This window comes from Paucibacter sp. B51, from assembly GCF_027863535.1.
GTDB lineage: Bacteria > Pseudomonadota > Gammaproteobacteria > Burkholderiales > Burkholderiaceae_C > Paucibacter_A > Paucibacter_A aquatilis.
On the sequence record NZ_JAPIVN010000001.1, the window covers coordinates 4,759,284 to 4,776,859 of the forward strand.

Below are 17,576 nucleotides of genomic sequence, written 5' to 3' on the forward strand. Positions count from 1 at the left end.
GCGTGCACCGCCATGGTGCTGAGCCAGGCTGTCAAATGCCTGTCCAAAGCCCTGGGGCAAAACCCGAGGCGGCCGAGGCCCGGCGGCGCGGGGGCGCTCTGCTATCGTTGCCCGCATGAAACTCTTGGTGATCGAGGACAACCTGGCGATGCAAACCACGCTGCAGCGATCCTTCGAGCGCCGCGGTTTTCGCGTCAGCACCTGCGACGATGGCGAGCGCGCCCTCTCGCGCTGGCGCGCCAGCCTGCCCGATGTCGTGCTGCTGGACCTGTCCATGCCGGGCCGCGATGGCCTCGATGTGCTCAGCGAAGCGCGCGCCGAAGGCCTGGACACCCCCGTCATCATCATCACCGCGCGCGGCACCCTGGGTGACCGCATCCTCGGTCTCAACATCGGGGCCGACGACTACCTGCCCAAACCCTTTGACCTGGACGAGCTGGAAGCCCGCGTGCGCGCCTTGGTGCGCCGGCGCGGCCCGCAAGGCAGCAACCCGCACGGCGCCGACGACCGGCCCCTGACGCCCGAGTTCTGCGGACTGCGCGCCGACCCCGACAGCGGTGCCGTCTACCTGCGCGGCCAGCCCCTGGACCTGGCCCCGCGCGAGGCCGCCCTGCTGCGCGCCCTGCTGGCCAAGCCCGGCCAGGCGGTGGCCAAGGAGCGCTTGTTCGACCTGGTGTTTGCCGGTGCCAGCGAGGCGCTGCCCGATGCCATCGAGGTGGTGGCCTATCGCCTGCGCAAGAAGCTGGCCGCCAGCGGCAGCAGCGCCCGCCTTGCCACCTTGCGCGGCCTGGGTTATCTGCTGCAGGCCGAAGCGGGCGATGCCTGAGTCTTCAAGCGTTTCCAGCGAAGCGAGCTCACGCTGGAGCCGGCTGTCCATGCGCAGCCGCCTGCTGCTGGGCATCTTGCTGCCGGTGGGCCTGCTGGTGGCGATCAACACGGTCAGTCTCTACCGCGAGGCTCTGAGCGCTGTCGACACCGCCTACGACCGCACCTTGCTGGCCTCGGCCAAGGCCATCGGTGAGCTGCTCAGCGTCGAAGGCACGCCGCAGGGTCCACGCCTGCGCGCCAGCGTGCCCTATTCGGCGCTGGAGGCTTTCGAGTCGGGCAACAGCACGCGGCTGTATTTCAAGGTCAGCGGTTTCCAGGGCGAGATGCTGGCCGGCTACGAAGACCTGCCGGCCTGGAAGGGCCACCTGCCCCAGCGCAGCAAGTACGCCGCCCTGGTGGATTTTTACGATGGCTTCTACCGCGGCGAGCCGGTGCGCATGGCCGTGCTGCTGCAGCCGGTGGCCGGCCAGGCCGGCATTGGCCAGGCCACCATCCAGGTGGCCGAAACCCTGGACCTGCGCCACGCCCTGGCCCGCCAGGTGCTGCTGGACACGCTCTGGCGCCAGGCCACCATGCTGGCGGTGATTGCCGGTGTGGTCTGGCTGGTGGTGCAGCGCTCAACGCGGCCGGTGCGCGCGCTCAGCGAGCTGATCCAGTCGCGCGAGGCCGATGACCTGCGCCCGCTGCCCAGCGCTCCGAGCGGCCTGCCGGCCGAGCTGCAGCCGCTGATCGCGGCCACCAACGAGGCCCTGACCCGCCAGGCCCGGCTGTTGGAGCACCAGAAGCGCTTTGTGCGCGATGCCTCGCACCAGCTGCGCACGCCGCTGGCCGTGCTCAAGGTGCAGGTGCAATCGGCCCGGCAAGGCGATGTCGAGCCCATGCAGGCCCTGGCCGAGATCGACACCACCGTGGCCCGCGCCACCCAGGTCGCCAACCAGATGCTGGCCCTGGCCAAGGCCGAGCAGATGCGCCAGCAGGGCGACCAACCCCATGCCGCCATGCCGCGCCAGGACTGGGCCGAGGTGACACGCGCCGTGGCCCTGGACCTGGCGCCGCTGATCGTGCAGCGCGGCCTGGATTTCGACATCAGCACCGAGCCCGCCCCCATCGCCAGCCACGAATGGGCCTTGCGCGAGCTGACCCGCAATCTGCTGCACAACGCCATCCTGCACACGCCCGCTGGCGGGCGGCTGACGATCGAGCTGCGCGGCCTGGACGAGCTGGCACGGCTGACCATTGCCGACAGCGGCCCGGGCCTCTCGCCGGCGCAGCAGGCGCGCCTCTTCCTGCCCTTTGCCAGCGGCGACAACCCCTCCGGCTCGGGCCTGGGTCTGGCCATCTGCCACGCCCTGGTGATGTCGCTGAACGGCCGCATCACGCTCAGCAATCGACTCGGGTCGGAGGGACAGGTGGGCGGGCTGGATGCGGTGGTGGAACTGCCCCGGGCCGGCACCTGAGCGAAAGCCTGAGCGAAAATCGCCGGCATGAAGAACAAGGGCAAAGAAGAACACGACGCCGCCGAGACCGGCGTGCGCCTGGACAAATGGCTCTGGGCGGCGCGTTTCTTCAAGACCCGCTCGCTGGCCGCCGAGGAAATTGGCAAGGGCCGGGTGCAGGTGAACGAGCAGGTGGCCAAGGCTTCGCGCGAGCTCAAGCTCGGTGACCTGCTGCATTTCCGCCAGGGCGTGGTGGATCGCGAGGTGCGCGTGCTGGGCCTGAGCCCGCAGCGCGGCCCGGCCAGCCAGGCGCAGGGCATGTACGAAGAGACGCCCGAGAGCATCCGGCGCCGCGAGCTGGCGGCCGAGCGCCGCCGTCTGGCGCCCGAGCCGGCCGCCACCATCACCCAGGGCCGCCCCACCAAGCAAGACCGCCGCCGCCTCAGCGACTGGGACCGCTGGTCGGCCAGCGCTGACTCAGAATGAGAAAATAGCGGGTTAACCCGGCCTATTTCCTTCGAAAAGCCCTCTTGAAATCGAGGGCATGGGGCCCATATGCGCCCCATTGCTTCTTTTTGCATCATGACCACAGACACTCCCACCCCCCAAGAGCCGATCCCCGAGACCTCTGCCGCCGAGACCGGCGCGGACAGCGCTGCGACCAAGCTGGCCGAGGTGGAAGCCCGCCTGGCCGAGATGTCGGACGCCTACCTGCGCGCCAAGGCCGAGGTGGAAAACATCCGCCGCCGCTCGGAAGAAGAAATGTCCAAGGCCCGCAAGTTCGCCGTAGAGTCCTTCGCTGAATCCATGCTGCCCGTGATGGACAGCATGGACGCCGCCATCGCCCTGCCCGACGCCAAGGTCGAGACGGTGCTGGAAGGCGTGCACGCCACCCGCCGCCAGCTGGCCTCGGCCCTGGAGCGCAACAAGGTGCTGGAGATCAACCCCAGCGCCGGCACCAAGTTCGATCCGCACCAGCACCAGGCCATCTCGGTCGTGCCGGCCGAGCAAGAGCCCAACACGGTGGTCATGGTCCTGCAAAAGGGCTACTCCATTGCCGAGCGCGTGCTGCGCCCGGCCCTGGTGACCGTCACCGCCCCGAAATAAAAACAAAACTGCACGAAATGCTCGGTCGGCCGGGCTTGAAAGCCCGACCGCCAGCCGCAGCTAAGAACCATCCGGCCGCCGCGCCAGCGCTTTCACCAGCCATCAGCGCGCCGCCAGCAACGCATCAAAATTCTTCAGGAGTAAGACCATGGGAAAGATCATTGGCATTGACTTGGGCACCACGAACTCGTGCGTGGCCGTCATGGAAGGCAACACGACCCGCGTGATCGAGAACGCCGAAGGCGCTCGCACCACCCCGTCCATCATTGCCTACCAAGAAGATGGCGAGATCCTGGTCGGCGCCTCGGCCAAACGCCAGGCCGTGACCAACCCCAAGAACACCCTGTACGCGGTGAAGCGCCTGATCGGCCGCAAATTCACCGAGAAGGAAGTGCAAAAGGACATCGAGCTGATGCCTTATGCCATCGCAGCCGCCGACAACGGCGACGCCTGGGTGGAAGTGCGCGGCAAGAAGCTGGCCCCGCCGCAAATCAGCGCCGAAGTGCTGCGCAAGATGAAGAAGACCGCCGAGGACTACCTCGGTGAAGAAGTGACCGAAGCCGTGATCACGGTGCCGGCCTACTTCAACGACGCCCAGCGCCAAGCCACCAAGGACGCCGGCCGCATCGCCGGCCTCGACGTCAAGCGCATCATCAACGAGCCCACCGCCGCGGCCCTGGCCTTCGGCCTGGACAAGCATGGCAAGGGCGACCGCAAGATCGCGGTGTATGACCTGGGCGGCGGCACCTTTGACGTGTCCATCATCGAAATCGCCGATGTGGACGGCGAAATGCAGTTCGAAGTGCTGTCGACCAACGGCGACACCTTCCTGGGCGGCGAAGACTTTGACCAACGCATCATTGACTACATCGTCACCGAGTTCAAGAAAGAGCAAGGCGTCGACCTGACCAAGGACGTGCTGGCCCTGCAGCGCCTGAAGGAAGCCGCAGAAAAGGCCAAGATCGAGCTGTCCAACAGCTCGCAAACCGACGTCAACCTGCCCTACATCACCGCCGACGCGACCGGCCCCAAGCACCTGAACGTCAAGCTGACCCGCGCCAAGCTGGAGTCGCTGGTGGACGAGCTGATCGAGCGCACCATCGCCCCCTGCCGCACCGCCATCAAGGACGCGGGCGTGGCCGTGGGTGCCATCGACGACGTGATCCTGGTCGGCGGCATGACCCGCATGCCCAAGGTGCAAGAGAAGGTCAAGGAGTTCTTCGGCAAGGAACCGCGCCGTGACGTGAACCCGGACGAAGCTGTGGCCGTGGGGGCTGCGATTCAAGGCCAGGTGCTGGGCGGCGACCGCAAGGACGTGCTGCTGCTGGACGTGACCCCGCTGTCCCTGGGCATCGAAACCCTGGGTGGCGTGATGACCAAGATGATCGCCAAGAACACGACCATCCCGACCAAGTTCAGCCAGACCTTCTCCACCGCCGACGACAACCAGCCGGCCGTGACCATCAAGGTCTACCAAGGCGAGCGCGAGCTGGCCTCGGGCAACAAGAGCCTGGGTGAGTTCAACCTCGAAGGCATCCCGCCGGCACCGCGCGGCACGCCGCAGATCGAAGTGTCCTTCGACATCGACGCCAACGGCATCCTGCACGTCGGCGCCAAGGACAAGGGCACCGGCAAGGAAAACAAGATCACCATCAAGGCCAACTCCGGCCTGTCCGAAGCCGAGATCGAAAAGATGGTCAAGGACGCCGAAGCCAACGCCGGCGAGGACAAGAAGAAGGTTGAGCTGGTGCAGGCCCGCAACCAGGCCGATGGTCTGGTGCACAGCGTGCGCAAGTCGCTGACCGAGCATGGCGACAAGCTGGAAGCCGGTGAGAAGGAAAAGATCGAGGAAGCCATCAAGGCCGCCGAAGAATCGATCAAGTCCGACGACAAGGCCGACATCGAAGCCAAGACCGAAGCCCTGATGACCGCCAGCCAGAAGCTGGGCGAGAAGATCTACGCCGACGCACAAGGCGCGCAAGCTGCGCAGGCGGCGGCAGCCGGTGCCGCCGGTGGCGAGCAGCCGCAGGCTCAGCAAGCTTCCGCCAAGCCGGCCGACGACAATGTGGTCGACGCCGAGTTCAAGGAAGTCAAGGACTCGAAGTAAGAAAGACCTTGGGCGCGCCGGTCTCCAATGAGAAACCGGCCGTCTTCGCCGCCGCGCCGCAGCCAAGGAGGTTTGATGCCTCCCCCGCTCGACGCGGCGCTGTTGTTTTGAACCGCACGGACCCCGCCCATGGCAAAGCGTGACTATTACGAGATCCTCGGCCTCGCCAAAACGGCAACCGAAGAAGAGATCAAGAAGGCCTACCGCAAGCTGGCCATGAAGTACCACCCCGACCGCAACCAGGGCGAGGGTGCGAAGAAGGCCGAAGAACAGTTCAAGGAGGCCAAAGAGGCCTACGAGATGCTGTCCGACGCGCAAAAGCGCGCGGCCTATGACCAATACGGCCATGCCGGCGTCGACCCGAATATGGGCGGCCGCGGCGGCCCGGGTGCCGAAGGCTTTGGCGGCTTCGCCGAGGCCTTTGGCGACATCTTTGGCGACATCTTCAACGGCGGCGGTGGTGGCCGGCGCGGCGGCGGCCAGCAGGTCTACCGCGGCAGCGACCTGTCCTACGCCATGGAGATCACGCTGGAAGAAGCGGCCCGCGGCAAGGAATCGCAGATCCGCATCCCCAGCTGGGACAACTGCGAGACCTGCAGCGGCACCGGCGCCAAGCCCGGCACCAGCGCCAAGAGCTGCGGCGCCTGCAATGGCTCGGGCACGGTGCACATGCGCCAAGGCTTTTTCTCGGTGCAGCAGACCTGCCCGCACTGCCACGGCACCGGCAAGATCATTCCGGACCCCTGCACCGCCTGCAACGGCCAAGGCAAGGTCAAGAAAAGCAAGACGCTGGAAGTCAAGATCCCGGCCGGCATCAACGAAGGCATGCGCATTCGCTCGGCCGGCAATGGCGAACCCGGTGTCAACGGCGGCCCCTCGGGCGACCTGTACATCGAGATTCGCATCAAGCAGCACGAGATCTTCGAGCGCGACGGGGATGACCTGCACTGCACCATGCCGGTGGGCCTGACCACGGCCACCCTGGGCGGCACGATCGAAGTGCCCACCCTGGGCGGCAAGGCCGAAATCGAGCTGCCCGAAGGCACCCAGCATGGCAAGACCTTCCGCCTGCGCGGCAAGGGCATCAAGGGCGTGCGCTCGAGCTACCCCGGCGATCTGTACTGCCACATCAGCGTGGAAACCCCAGTCAAGCTGACCGAGTACCAGCGCAAGCTGATGAAGGAGCTGGACAAGAGCTTCCGCGAAGGCGGCGAGAAGCACTCGCCCAATGCCAAGAGCTGGACCGACCGGGTCAAGGACATCTTCAAGTAAGCCCTCGGGAGGGCCCTCCGGCCCCTCCCCCAGCGCCCGCCATCAGGTCCCACCGGGCCTGATCCGGGCGCTTTTTCTTGCCCGCCTCGGCATGCGCTGGGCTCAGAAATGCCGGGCAAACACCGAGCTGTTGTGGCCTTGGGGGCACTCAAGTCGGCCGGCCGGCGCGCCGATACTCCCGGTGTGAGAAGCCCGATGCCCACCGCCCCACGCCCCGCCCGCCCCGCCCGCCCTGACCGCGGCGGCCGCGCCGCGACCTGCTTGCGCCGGGAGGCCCCATGGCCTTGATGGACCGCGAGATCCAGAACGCCAGCGCGCTGATCATCGACAGCAACTCGACCTCGCGCAGCCTGCTCTCGGCCCAGCTGCGCGATCTGGGTGTGCAGCAGGTGCGCCAGGCCTCGCGCGTCAGCGACGCCCGCGTCATCCTGGAGCACAAGACCTACGACATCGTGCTCTGCGACTACCACTTCGACGGCACCGAGATGTCCGGCCAGGATCTGCTGGACGAACTGCGCCGCGAGCACCTGCTGCCCTACTCCACCGTCTTCGTCATGGTCACCGGCGAAGCGTCCTATGCCAAGGTGGCCGAGGCCGCCGAGGCGGCGCTCGACGCCTACCTGATCAAGCCCTACACCAGCGCCTCGCTGGCCGACCGCCTGGCCCATGCGCGCCACCGCAAGCGTGTGCTCAAGGACATCTTCGAGGCGATCGAAAAACAGGAATTTGAAGCCGCCGCCGCGCACTGCATGAAGCGCTTCAATGCGCGCGCTGAGTTCTGGCTCTACGCCGCCCGCATCGGAGCCGAGCTCTTGCTGCGCCTGAACCGCCACGAAGAAGCCCACAAGCTCTACGACGCCATCATCGAGGCCAAGACCGTGCCCTGGGCCCGCCTGGGTGTGGCGCGCTCCGAGCTGGCCGCTGGCAATCTGGTGGCGGCGCGGCGCACGCTGGAAACCCTGATCGGCGACATCCCCGACCACGCGGATTCCTACGATGTGATGGGCCGGGTGCAGATGGAACAGGGCGAGTTGGAAGCCGCCCTGGAGACCTACCGCACCGCCGCCAAGCTCACCCCCGGCTGCCTGCTGCGCCAGCAGCGCTGCGGCAGCCTGGCCTTTTACGCCGGCCAGCGCGAAGAGGCCCTGAAGATGATGGAGCGCACCATGGCCCAGGGCCTGCGCTCCAAGCTCTTTGACATGCTGAGCCTGGTGCTGATCGGCTTCATGCGCTTTGACAACAAGGACACCAAGGGCCTGAAGTACGCGCACGACGCCATGGTGCAGGAGCTGGAGCGGCGGCCGCAGTCCAAGCGCCTGCAGCGATTCGAGGCCGTGTTCCGCGGCCTGCGCCATCTGGCCGATCACAAGGTCGGCAATGCCCTGGAGCTGGCCCGCCAGCTCAGCGCTGAGGCGGACGGCGAAGATTTCGACCTCGAAGCCGCCAGCCTGCTGGTGGGCCTGTGGATCCGCCTGTCCAAGCTGGCCATCCAACTGGACGAGATGGGGCCGGTCATGTCCCAGCTGGGCCTGCGCTTTTGCACCTCCAAGGCCAGCTCGGAGCTGCTGGTCTCGGTCAGCGAGGACAACGAGGCCGTGGCCAACGAGTTCCGCAGCTGCCACACCCGCATCTTCGGGGTGGCCGAAACGGCCATGCGCCATTCCATGCGCGGCTCGGCCCGCACCGGCGTGGAGTTGCTGATCCAGCAAGGCGAAAGCACCCGCAATGCCAAACTCATCGACATGGCCAGCCTGGTGCTCAAGCGCCATGCCGAGAAGATCGACGACGCCGAACAACTGGCCGAGCGCATCAGCGAGCTGCAGGCGCGTTACGTCATCCCCATCGCCTCGCTGAACAACCGCAACCGCGCCGCCGGCGGCCTGGCCTTGCGCACCGGCGCCCCGAGCTGAGCGCCCCTCAAGCGGATCAGAACAGGCGGCCCTGGCTGGAGGGCTCGGTTGCCGACGATGCCGGGCGCTGAGTTGCTGGCCGCTGAAAGCGCGTCAGGTCGAGCGGATAGCGCTCACGCGACAGGCCCAGGCGGGCACAGGCCTTGTGCAGGCGCTGCGACAGCAGCTGGGCCCAGATGCCCTCGCCGCGCATGCGGCTGCCGAAATTCGGGTCGTTGTCACGGCCGCCACGCATATCCCGCACCCGGGCCATGATGCGCGCGGCCCGCTCGGGCACATGGCGCTGCAGCCAGTCCTGGAACAGCGGGTTCACCTCCCAGGGCAGGCGCAGCGGGATGCAAAAGGCCGAGCGTGCGCCCAGCGCCGCCGCCGCTTCCAGGATCTGCTCCAGCTCCGGCTCGTTGAGAAAGGGAATCAAGGGCGACACGCTCACCCCCACGGGCACCCCGGCCTCGGCCAGGGTCTGCAAGCTGCGCAGGCGCCGCTGGGGCGAGGCGGCACGCGGCTCCAGGATGCGGGCCAGGGCTGGGTCCAGGGTGGTGATGGAGATGTAGCAGGACACCAGCTGCTGCTCGGCCATGGGCTGGAGCAGATCCAGATCGCGCTCGATGCCCGAAGACTTGGTCACCACCGAGAAGGGGTGGCGATGCGCCTGCAGCACCTCGATCAAGGCCCGCGTGATGCCCAGCTTGCGCTCGATGGGCTGGTAGGCGTCGGTGGCCGTGCCCAGGCAGGTCAGGCGCGGCACATAGCGCGGGCTGGCGAAGCTGGCCTGCAGGCGCTCGGCGGCGTTGACCTTGGCGATGATGCGGGTCTCGAAATCCAGCCCGGGCGAGAGGTTGAGATAGCTGTGCGTCGGCCGGGCGAAGCAGTAGACACAGCCATGCTCACAACCCCGGTAGGGATTGATGGACTGGTCAAAGGGGATGTCGGGCGATTGGTTGCCCGAGAGGATGCGCTGGGCGCGCTCCTCGATGATTTGGGTGCTGGGCGGCAAGGCCTCGGGATCGAAGCTCTGGGCCAGCGAGCCCCAGCCATCATCGAACTGCTCGCGCTGTTCGCTCTGGAAGCGGTGCGCCAGCGCCCAGGCCGTGCCCCGCCCTTTCAGGGTGTCGGCGGCGATGTAGAGCGGCTGGTCCGTCGGAACCGGCGGCAGCGGGCGCTTGGGGCGGCTTGGTGGGAGGGGTGGCATACTGTACGTTTATACAGCATTTCGCGCATCCCGTTCGCACAGTTCGCCCCTGCCGCCGTCGCCCCTCACTCAGGCGCTCAGCACCCCGGCCTCGATCAAGAAACGCGAGGGCGAGGCCGGGTTGTAAGCCAGACTCAGTCGCTGGCGCGCGCGCGTCATGGCCACATACAGCAGGTTGCGGTTTTCGGCGGCGCTGACCTCGCCAACAAACTCGCCGCGCGAGAGATGCGGGATCAGCACATGGTCGAACTCCAGGCCCTTGGCGGCCTCGATGCTGGACAGGCTGACCCGCGGATCGGCGCGCATGCGCGCCTGGCCGGCTTCCAGCAGATGCAGCAGGCGGAAGGCCTGCTCCAGCCCCTCGCCTTCGGCCACGATCATCTGCACCAGCTGGGCAATGTTGTCGCGCACCTGCTGGATGTCTTCCTTGCGCACCAGCACCGAGGCCGCCAGGCCGCTGGGGTCGAGCGCGCGCACAAAGCCCTCGCCAAAGACCTGCAGATCCTCGGCCTTCAACACCGCCAGGGCCGCGCGCAGACGCGCCAAGGCCCGCGGCGAGGCATTGCGCAAGACCTGGCCCTCGATGAAAGGCCGCATGCCGTCGATGTGCGAGGCCGCGTCGGCAATCGCGCGGCGCTGCGCGGTGACCGCGTCGAGATGGCGCAGCTCCGGGCTTTCGATCAAGGCGCCCGCGAACAGCATCAACGCGGCCAAGGTCTGCTCGCGCAAAGGGCGGCTGGCAAAGCTGCTGAAATCGTCGCGCGCAAAGGCATGGAGCGCGCGCACCAGCAGCACCTCCGGCCGGCGCAGGAAGGACTCAAAGCCATCGACGCGGTAGTCCACCCCCAGCTTGAGCAGCTCGCGCTCCAGCAGGATGGACTGGGCCGGGCGGCGCAGCAGGATGCGCAGCTCGTGGCGCTCGGCCTGGCGCAGATGGGCCTGGGCCAGACGTGCCACCTGCTGCGCCATCACCCGCGCCGATTCACAAGGCAGCAGCTCGATCTCGGTGGCGCAATGCGCGGCCGCGGCATAGGCCTTGTTGTGGGCCAGGCGGCCGGCCATCAGCGCCAGCTCAGGGCCGAAGCGGTGGCTGGCCGTCAGCGGCAGGCGCACCGGCCGGCCGATCTCCTGCTCGAAGCTCTGGTGCATGAAAGCGGCTTCGGCGCCGGCCTGTGAGTGGATCACCTGATCGCGGTCACCCACGCCGACGAAGGCTGCACGGCGGTTCGCCTCCAGCACCGCTTTGAGCACGGTGAACATGGCCCGGTTGGTGTCGTGCATTTCGTCCACCACGATCAAGGCCAGGCCCTGGGCCAGGGGCGAGCCCTCGCGCGGGATCTCATCGCGCAGCAGGGCGCGGGCCAGGTCGTAGCAGGCGTCGCCCTCGCAGCGGAACTCTGGACGGTCCGGGTGTCCGCCGCGGCGGATGAACTCATAGGCCGAGCGCACGCGCAGGCTCAGGTAGTCAAAGCCCAGGTCCTCGGCCAAGGCGGGGCTCATGGCCTCATCCTCATCGAGCTGCTCGATCAGCATGCGGCCCTTAAGCACAGCAAAGGTCTGCAGCAAGCCCTCGGCCAGCGCCGCCGGCGAGCCGTCGATGCTGAGCTCCTCGGGGTGTCGCTCACCCGGCAGGGTCTGCGCCCTCTCGACCGCGCGCAGCAGATAAGGCTTGACCTGCTCCAGGCGCTGCAGGGACAGGGCACGCCCGCCTTCGAGGTGCTCCAGCACCTCAAGACTGAAAGCCTCGAAGCTCTGCACGCGGATCGCCTCGACCAGCTCGGCCGGCAAGCCCACCCAGCGCAGTTGCGCGCGCAAGGCCAGCACGGCCGGTGCGGTGTAGGTCAGGGCCAGGATCATGGCCGGATCGGCGCCCCGCATCAGGGCCTGGGCGATGCGCAAGGCCAGGCTGGTGGTCTTGGCGGCACCGGCATTGGCCTCGATCAGCACATGGCGGGCGCGCGTGGCCTGGATCCGCTGCTGCTCCTCGGTCGGCGCGAAATGCTCGGGCACGAACAGGGCTTCGGGCTGCTCCGTGATCGATGCTTCGGCAGGATTGGCCAAATGGGCGGGTGGCTCGGCGCCCGGCGCCGCACCGGTGTCTGAAGCGCTCACCGGCCGCGGCTCAGTACTCGTCACCGACCGGGCTGACATAGTCCGGCGACAGGTTCTCGAACTTGGTGTGCATGCGCTGGAAGGCCAGCTTGATGGTGCCGACCGGGCCATTCCGCTGCTTGGCGATGATGATCTCGGCCACGCCCGGTTCCTTGCACTCTTCCTTGGTGTAGTACTCGTCGCGGTAGATGAACATGATGATGTCGGCATCCTGCTCGATGGCGCCCGATTCGCGCAGGTCGGACATCATGGGGCGCTTGTCAGGCCGCTGCTCCACCGAGCGATTCAGCTGCGAGAGCGCGATCACCGGGCATTTCAGCTCCTTGGCCAGGGCTTTCAGGCCGCGCGAGATTTCGCCGATGACGGTGGCGCGGTTTTCTTCATTGCCGCCGCCATTGCCACTCATCAGCTGCAGGTAGTCGATGATGATGAGGCCGAGCTGGCCGCTGATTCGGGCCTGGCGGCGCGCACGCGCGCGCACTTCGGACGGGCTCAGGCCCGGGCTTTCATCGATGTAGATATGGGCCTTGCCGAGCTTGTCCACCGCCTCGGACAGTCGCCCCCATTCGTCGTCATTCAAGCGCCCGAGGCGCAGACGGCTCTGGTCGATGCGGCCCACCGAACCCACCATCCGCAATGCCAGCTGGGCGGCGCCCATTTCCATGGAGTAGATGACGACGGGCAGGCCTTCGTTGATGGCCACGTTCTCGCCGATATTGACCACGAAGGCCGTCTTGCCCATGGAGGGTCGCGCGGCCAGGATGATCAGGTCGCCGGGCTGCAGGCCGGCGGTTTGCTTGTCGAGGTCGTAGAAGCCGGTGCGCACGCCGGTGACGTCCTCGGCGCCGTTCTCGGCCAGTTCGTTGACCCGGTCGATCAGGTCCACCACCAGGTTGTCCATGCTCTGGAAACCCTGGCCGCTGCGATTGCCTTCCTCGTTGATGCGGAAGATCTTGCCCTCGGCCTCGTCAACGATTTCCTTGACCGCACGGCCCTGCGGGTTCATGGCGGCGCTGGCGATTTCATCGCTGGCCGAGACCAGCTTGCGCAGCACGGCCCGCTCGCGCACGATCTCGGCATAACGCCGCATATTGGCGGCACTCGGCACGCTTTGCGCCAGGGCATTCAGATACGCGAGGCCACCGCATTCCTCGGCCTTGCCGACCGAGGTCAGCTCCTCGAACACGGTCACCACATCGGCCGGCTTGGCGGCATTGATCAGCTTGCCCAGGGCCAGATAGATGTGCTTGTGCTCGAAGCGGTAGAAATCCGATTCGCTCAGCAGATCGCCGGCGCGGTCCCAGGCGCTGTTGTCGATCAGGAGGCCGCCCAGCACGCTCTGCTCCGCCTCGATCGAGTGCGGCGGCACGCGCAGGCGGGCCACATCGTCATCGCGGCCGGCGCTGCCGCCTGGCAAGGAACCTGAGGATCCGGGCAAGGGAGTGGGAGAGAAAGTGGCGCTCATGGATGGCAGGAGGGGTCGCAGTTCGGGCGGGCTGAACAGGGCAAGGCAATCAAGACCGGGCTGTCCACAGGCCTGCCCTGTGGACAAGCCTGTGGATAGCCTGGGGGCAGCGTTGTATAAACCGCCGCCCAAAAACGCAAAAAGCCGACACTGCGGACAGCATCGGCTTTTCGACTGTCTGACCGCTGACGGTCAGTGACACCGGAGTTTACTCGGCGTCGCGCACCACTTGCACGCTGATTTCGACGACCACATCGGTGTGGGCGGCGACAGCGACGGTGAACTCACCGACAGCCTTCAGCGGGCCATTGGGCATGCGCACTTGCGCCTTGGCGATGGAGAAGCCCAGCTTCACCAGGCCTTCGGCCACGTCGGCGTTGGTCACCGAGCCGAACAGACGGCCGTCCACGCCAGCCTTTTGGCTGATGCGCACGGTCTTGCCGGCCAGGGCTTCGCCCACGGCTTGTGCAGCGGCCAGCTTTTCAGCAGCGGCCTTTTCCAGTTCGGCGCGCTTGGCTTCGAACTCGGCGATCGCGGTGGCCGTGGCACGACGTGCCTGGCGGGTCGGGATCAGGAAGTTGCGTGCGTAGCCGTCCTTGACCTTGACGACGTCGCCCAGGTTGCCGAGGTTCGCGACCTTTTCAAGCAGAATGATTTGCATGTTGGGTTACTCCTCAGACCTTGTGCTGGTCGCTGTAGGGCAGCATGGCCAGGAAACGGGCGCGCTTGATGGCGACCGTCAGCTGACGCTGGAAGAAAGCGCGGGTGCCCGTCAGGCGAGCCGGCGTGATCTTGCCGTTTTCGCCGATGAAATCGCGCAGGGTGTCGATGTCCTTGTAATCGATCTGCTCAACACCGGTGACGGTGAAGCGGCAGAAACGCTTGCGGCGGAACAGCAGGGATTGGGTGTTGCGCTTGGGCTTCTTGTCTTTGGAGAAGCGACCCTTGCCACGTGGTGGTGCCATCGTATGACCTCTTTAATTTAATCCGGATTCGAACAATTCGGTGTTCAGTTGGGTGTCAGAGCGGTGATGTGGAAGATGGTTCCACGGCCGTTCTTCTGAGCGCTGAGGAAGCCTGTGAACAGTGCATTGCCTCCCACTCCCAGCGACTGCAGGCGCTTGCCGATCTCACCGATTGCGACCGCCTTGATTTCCATGGAAACCTTGCGCGGCTTGCCAGCTTCCTGGACCTGGGATTCGTGCTTGAGCATCGCATCCAGGGCCATCAGTCCGGCCGGTGTGTATCTGACAAGCCCCAGCTCCAGCAGCTGTGCTTGCAAAACCAGTTGGTTCAAAGTGAAAGAGAACGCAGTCGGGTCTTGAAAGGCACGCTGGTGGCCAGTTCGCTGGCAACCTTCATGAACACGGAGCTAAGCCTGATCAGGCCGTTGCGACTTGGGGCGCCTTGCGGGCGTCTTCGCGTTCCACGGTCTTCATCATCACCGAAGGCGTGGTTTCAGCCTTGGCCTTCACCACGGTCAGGTGGCGCAGGATGGCGTCGTTGAAGCGGAAGCCGGTTTCGAGCTCAGCCAGGGTTTCCTTGCTGCATTCGATGTTGACGCACAGGTAGTGAGCCTTGGCCAGCTTTTGAATCAGGTAAGCCATCTGACGACGGCCCCAGTCTTCAACGCGGTGCACAGCGCCGCCATTGCTGGTGATCAGGGTCTTGTAGCGCTCCAGCATGGCCGGAACTTGTTCGCTTTGATCCGGATGGATCAGCAAAACGATTTCATAGTGACGCATAAATACTCCTTGTGGATTCCAGGCTGAGCCGGCCGACGCCCGACAGTGGACCGCCCTGCTTTCGCCTGTGGAAGCCGCGCCACAGCGTCAGTTCACGTGGTCACGGCAAGGGGGAACCCGCGATTGTAGCGCAGTTTCTCGATTTCCACCAAGGTTTGCGTGCACGCAAAGCGGCGGGTTCGAGCTCAGAACTGTGTCGATGGCGGCTGCGGGCGCGGCGGGCTGCGCAACTGATCCAGCATATGGGCCTGCGCCGCCGAGGGCCGCGGCGTCAGCCAGCTGACCAGCACAATGGCCAGGAAACCGGCCGGTACACCAAACACCCCAGCCGAGACGGGCGCGATGCCGCCGATCAGCTGGGCCGGCCCCGGCACGCCCAAGGCCAGGCGCAAGCTGGGGCTGGCCGCCACCATGTAGTACACCGTCACCGCCAGACCGGTCAGCATGCCGGCCAGTGCACCCCAACCATTGGCACGGCGCCAGAAAATGCCCAGCACCAGCGCGGGGAAGAAAGTGGCGCCGGCGATGGAGAACGCCGCTGACACCAGCAGCAGGATGTCCGCCGGCTTTTGCGCCGCCACGGCGGCGGCCGCCAAAGCCGTGGCCAGCAGCAAGGCCTTGGACAAGGTGACGCGGCGCGTCATCGAGGCCTGCGGGTTGAAGAGCCGGTAGTAGACATCGTTGGACAAGGCGGCCGAGATGGTCAGCAACAAGCCATCGGCCGTCGACAGCGCCGCTGCCAGGCCACCGGCCGCCACCAGGGCCGAGATGACGAAGGGCAGGCCCATCAGCTCGGGCGCCATCAGCAGGATGATGTCTCCACTGATGCGCAGCTCACCGAGCTGCAGGATGCCGTCGCCATTGACGTCGCTGACCGCCAGCAAGCCGGGATCGACCCGGGTCCACTGCATGATCCAGCCGGGCAACTGCTCGAAGGGCGTGCCCACCAGATGGGTGAAGACCTCGTACTTGACCATCACGGCCAGGGCTGGCGCGGTGATGTAGAGCAGCGAGATGAAAAGCAGGGACCAGGCCACCGAACTGCGCGCCTCGCGCACCGTGGGCGTGGTGTAGAAGCGCGTCAACAAGTGCGGCAGGCCGGCCGTACCCACCACCAGGCAGAACACCAGGGCCAGGAAGTTGCGCCGCGACTCCTCGAACTTGTGCTGCTCCGGCGCACTGCCCTGCGGATGGCCCGCGTAGGCCAGCGCATGCTCCGGCATGCCGCCCAGCGGTTGCGCCCGCGCCTCGTTGTAAGCACGGCCTCGTTGCCATTGCTCGGCCGCCTCATGGGGCGTGCGAGGCAAGGCCGCCTGGCGCTTCTCGGCCGCCTGAATGGCGGCCAGCGGGGCATCCTGCGCCTTGAGTTCCGCCACCTGCCGGGCCGCCTCAGCACGCTCGGCCGCCAGCGCCTCGGGCACTTCTTGCAACTTGCGCTCAAAACCGGCTGCCCGCTCGGCGAAGGCGGCTCGCACCTGCAACTCGGCCGGGTCGCGCAGCAATCGCTGCTCGGTCACGCTGATCTGCTGCAGTTGCTGGCCGTAGCTGAGCTGGGGCAACGGCATGCCTGTCTGTTTGACACTCATCCAGATCACCGGCACCAGATAGGCCAGCAAGAGCACGATGTACTGCGCCACCTGGGTCCAGGTCACGGCCCGCATGCCCCCCAGAAATGAGCAGACCAGCACGCCGCCCAGACCGAGAAACACCCCGATCTCGAAACTGAAGCCCGTCAGGCGCGCCGTGATCAGGCCCACCCCGTAAATCTGCGCCACCACATAGATGAAGGACACCAGCATGGCCGCCAATGCGCCCAGCAGACGCGGCGCCATGCCGCCGTAGCGGGCACCGAGAAAGTCCGGGATGGTGTATTGCCCGAACTGGCGCAGATACGGCGCCAGGCACAAAGCCACCAGACAAAAGCCGCCCGTCCAACCCAGCACATAGGCCAAGCCGCCATATCCACTGAGGTAGAGCGTGCCGGCCAGGCCGATGAAGCTGGCCGCGCTCATCCAATCGGCACCGGCCGCCATGCCATTGAAAATGGCCGGCACGCGACGGCCGGCCACGTAGTACTCGTCGGCATCGGTGGTGCGACTGAACAGGCCGATGCAGGCGTAGACCACCACGGTGGCGGCCAGAAAACTGATGCCAATCGCGCTCTTGGACAGACCCAGCCGCTCCAGCACCGCCAGGCACAGCAGGAAGAACAGAAAACCCAGGGTGAAGCCCAGGTAGATGCGCTTCATGCGTGCCGCCAGAGGCAGCGGTGGCCGGGGGGCAAAGGAGCGGGAGCGAACAAAAGCCACGGTGGGTCTGCAGGTCTGGGCGACGAGAACACGAAAGAGGTGGCAGCGAGGGATGCGCCAGGGCCGGTGGCCTGCCCCCATCATGCGAGCCCC

At 66.4% G+C, this 17,576-nt stretch carries 15 protein-coding genes; 7 read left to right on the forward strand and 8 right to left on the reverse strand.

Annotated features, from left to right (window positions below; translation table 11 throughout):
* Positions 1-115 precede the first annotated feature (115 nt).
* The 7 genes from OOB33_RS20060 to OOB33_RS20090 all read left to right on the forward strand — a co-directional run bounded on the left by OOB33_RS20060 (position 116) and on the right by OOB33_RS20090 (position 8,660).
* A complete protein-coding gene (locus OOB33_RS20060; protein ID WP_271009927.1) occupies positions 116-826 on the forward strand; it encodes a response regulator transcription factor in 711 nt (236 codons plus the stop codon).
* A complete protein-coding gene (locus OOB33_RS20065; protein WP_171825830.1) occupies positions 819-2,285 on the forward strand; it encodes a sensor histidine kinase in 1,467 nt (488 codons plus the stop codon). Before OOB33_RS20060 ends, OOB33_RS20065 begins: the two co-directional genes overlap by 8 nt.
* A 27-nt stretch (positions 2,286-2,312) precedes the next feature.
* Positions 2,313-2,750, forward strand: a complete 438-nt coding sequence (locus OOB33_RS20070) for an RNA-binding S4 domain-containing protein (RefSeq protein ID WP_102767392.1) — start codon at positions 2,313-2,315, stop codon at positions 2,748-2,750.
* A gap of 96 nt (positions 2,751-2,846) precedes the next feature.
* Positions 2,847-3,371, forward strand: coding sequence for a nucleotide exchange factor GrpE (gene grpE / locus OOB33_RS20075; protein WP_102769540.1), 525 nt, complete (start codon positions 2,847-2,849; stop codon positions 3,369-3,371).
* Positions 3,372-3,519: 148 nt separating this feature from the next.
* Positions 3,520-5,478, forward strand: coding sequence for a molecular chaperone DnaK (gene dnaK / locus OOB33_RS20080; RefSeq protein ID WP_102767393.1), 1,959 nt, complete (start codon positions 3,520-3,522; stop codon positions 5,476-5,478).
* 129 nt (positions 5,479-5,607) lie between these two features.
* Positions 5,608-6,750, forward strand: a complete 1,143-nt coding sequence (gene dnaJ, locus OOB33_RS20085) for a molecular chaperone DnaJ (protein WP_102767394.1) — start codon at positions 5,608-5,610, stop codon at positions 6,748-6,750.
* Positions 6,751-7,028: 278 nt separating this feature from the next.
* The gene (locus tag OOB33_RS20090; RefSeq protein WP_271009928.1) at positions 7,029-8,660 is read left to right on the forward strand and encodes a response regulator; all 1,632 of its coding nucleotides are present in this window, start codon (positions 7,029-7,031) and stop codon (positions 8,658-8,660) included.
* A 16-nt stretch (positions 8,661-8,676) separates the two neighbouring features.
* Here OOB33_RS20090 and OOB33_RS20095 read toward each other — a convergent pair whose 3' ends face one another.
* The 8 genes from OOB33_RS20095 to OOB33_RS20130 form a co-directional block, all read right to left on the reverse strand.
* Positions 8,677-9,852, reverse strand: a complete 1,176-nt coding sequence (locus tag OOB33_RS20095) for a PA0069 family radical SAM protein (RefSeq protein ID WP_271009929.1) — start codon at positions 9,850-9,852, stop codon at positions 8,677-8,679.
* A 69-nt stretch (positions 9,853-9,921) separates the two neighbouring features.
* Complete coding sequence (locus OOB33_RS20100) at positions 9,922-11,964, reverse strand: 3'-5' exonuclease (protein WP_271009930.1); 2,043 nt, start codon at positions 11,962-11,964, stop codon at positions 9,922-9,924.
* Between the two features lie 10 nt (positions 11,965-11,974).
* Positions 11,975-13,429: a replicative DNA helicase gene (gene dnaB, locus OOB33_RS20105; RefSeq protein WP_102767398.1), complete on the reverse strand. Its 1,455-nt coding sequence runs from the start codon at positions 13,427-13,429 to the stop codon at positions 11,975-11,977.
* A gap of 208 nt (positions 13,430-13,637) precedes the next feature.
* Complete coding sequence (gene rplI, locus OOB33_RS20110; protein WP_102767399.1) at positions 13,638-14,090, reverse strand: 50S ribosomal protein L9; 453 nt, start codon at positions 14,088-14,090, stop codon at positions 13,638-13,640.
* Positions 14,091-14,103: 13 nt separating this feature from the next.
* The gene (gene rpsR / locus OOB33_RS20115; RefSeq protein WP_102767400.1) at positions 14,104-14,394 is read right to left on the reverse strand and encodes a 30S ribosomal protein S18; all 291 of its coding nucleotides are present in this window, start codon (positions 14,392-14,394) and stop codon (positions 14,104-14,106) included.
* 44 nt (positions 14,395-14,438) lie between these two features.
* Positions 14,439-14,726, reverse strand: a complete 288-nt coding sequence (gene priB / locus OOB33_RS20120) for a primosomal replication protein N (protein ID WP_102767401.1) — start codon at positions 14,724-14,726, stop codon at positions 14,439-14,441.
* A gap of 85 nt (positions 14,727-14,811) precedes the next feature.
* Positions 14,812-15,174 carry a 30S ribosomal protein S6 gene (rpsF, locus tag OOB33_RS20125; protein ID WP_102767402.1) on the reverse strand — a complete coding sequence of 121 codons (363 nt, stop codon included), beginning with the start codon at positions 15,172-15,174 and terminating at the stop codon, positions 14,812-14,814.
* Between the two features lie 185 nt (positions 15,175-15,359).
* Positions 15,360-17,423, reverse strand: a complete 2,064-nt coding sequence (locus tag OOB33_RS20130; RefSeq protein WP_271009931.1) for a sodium:solute symporter family protein — start codon at positions 17,421-17,423, stop codon at positions 15,360-15,362.
* Between the last annotated feature and the right edge of the window lie 153 nt (positions 17,424-17,576).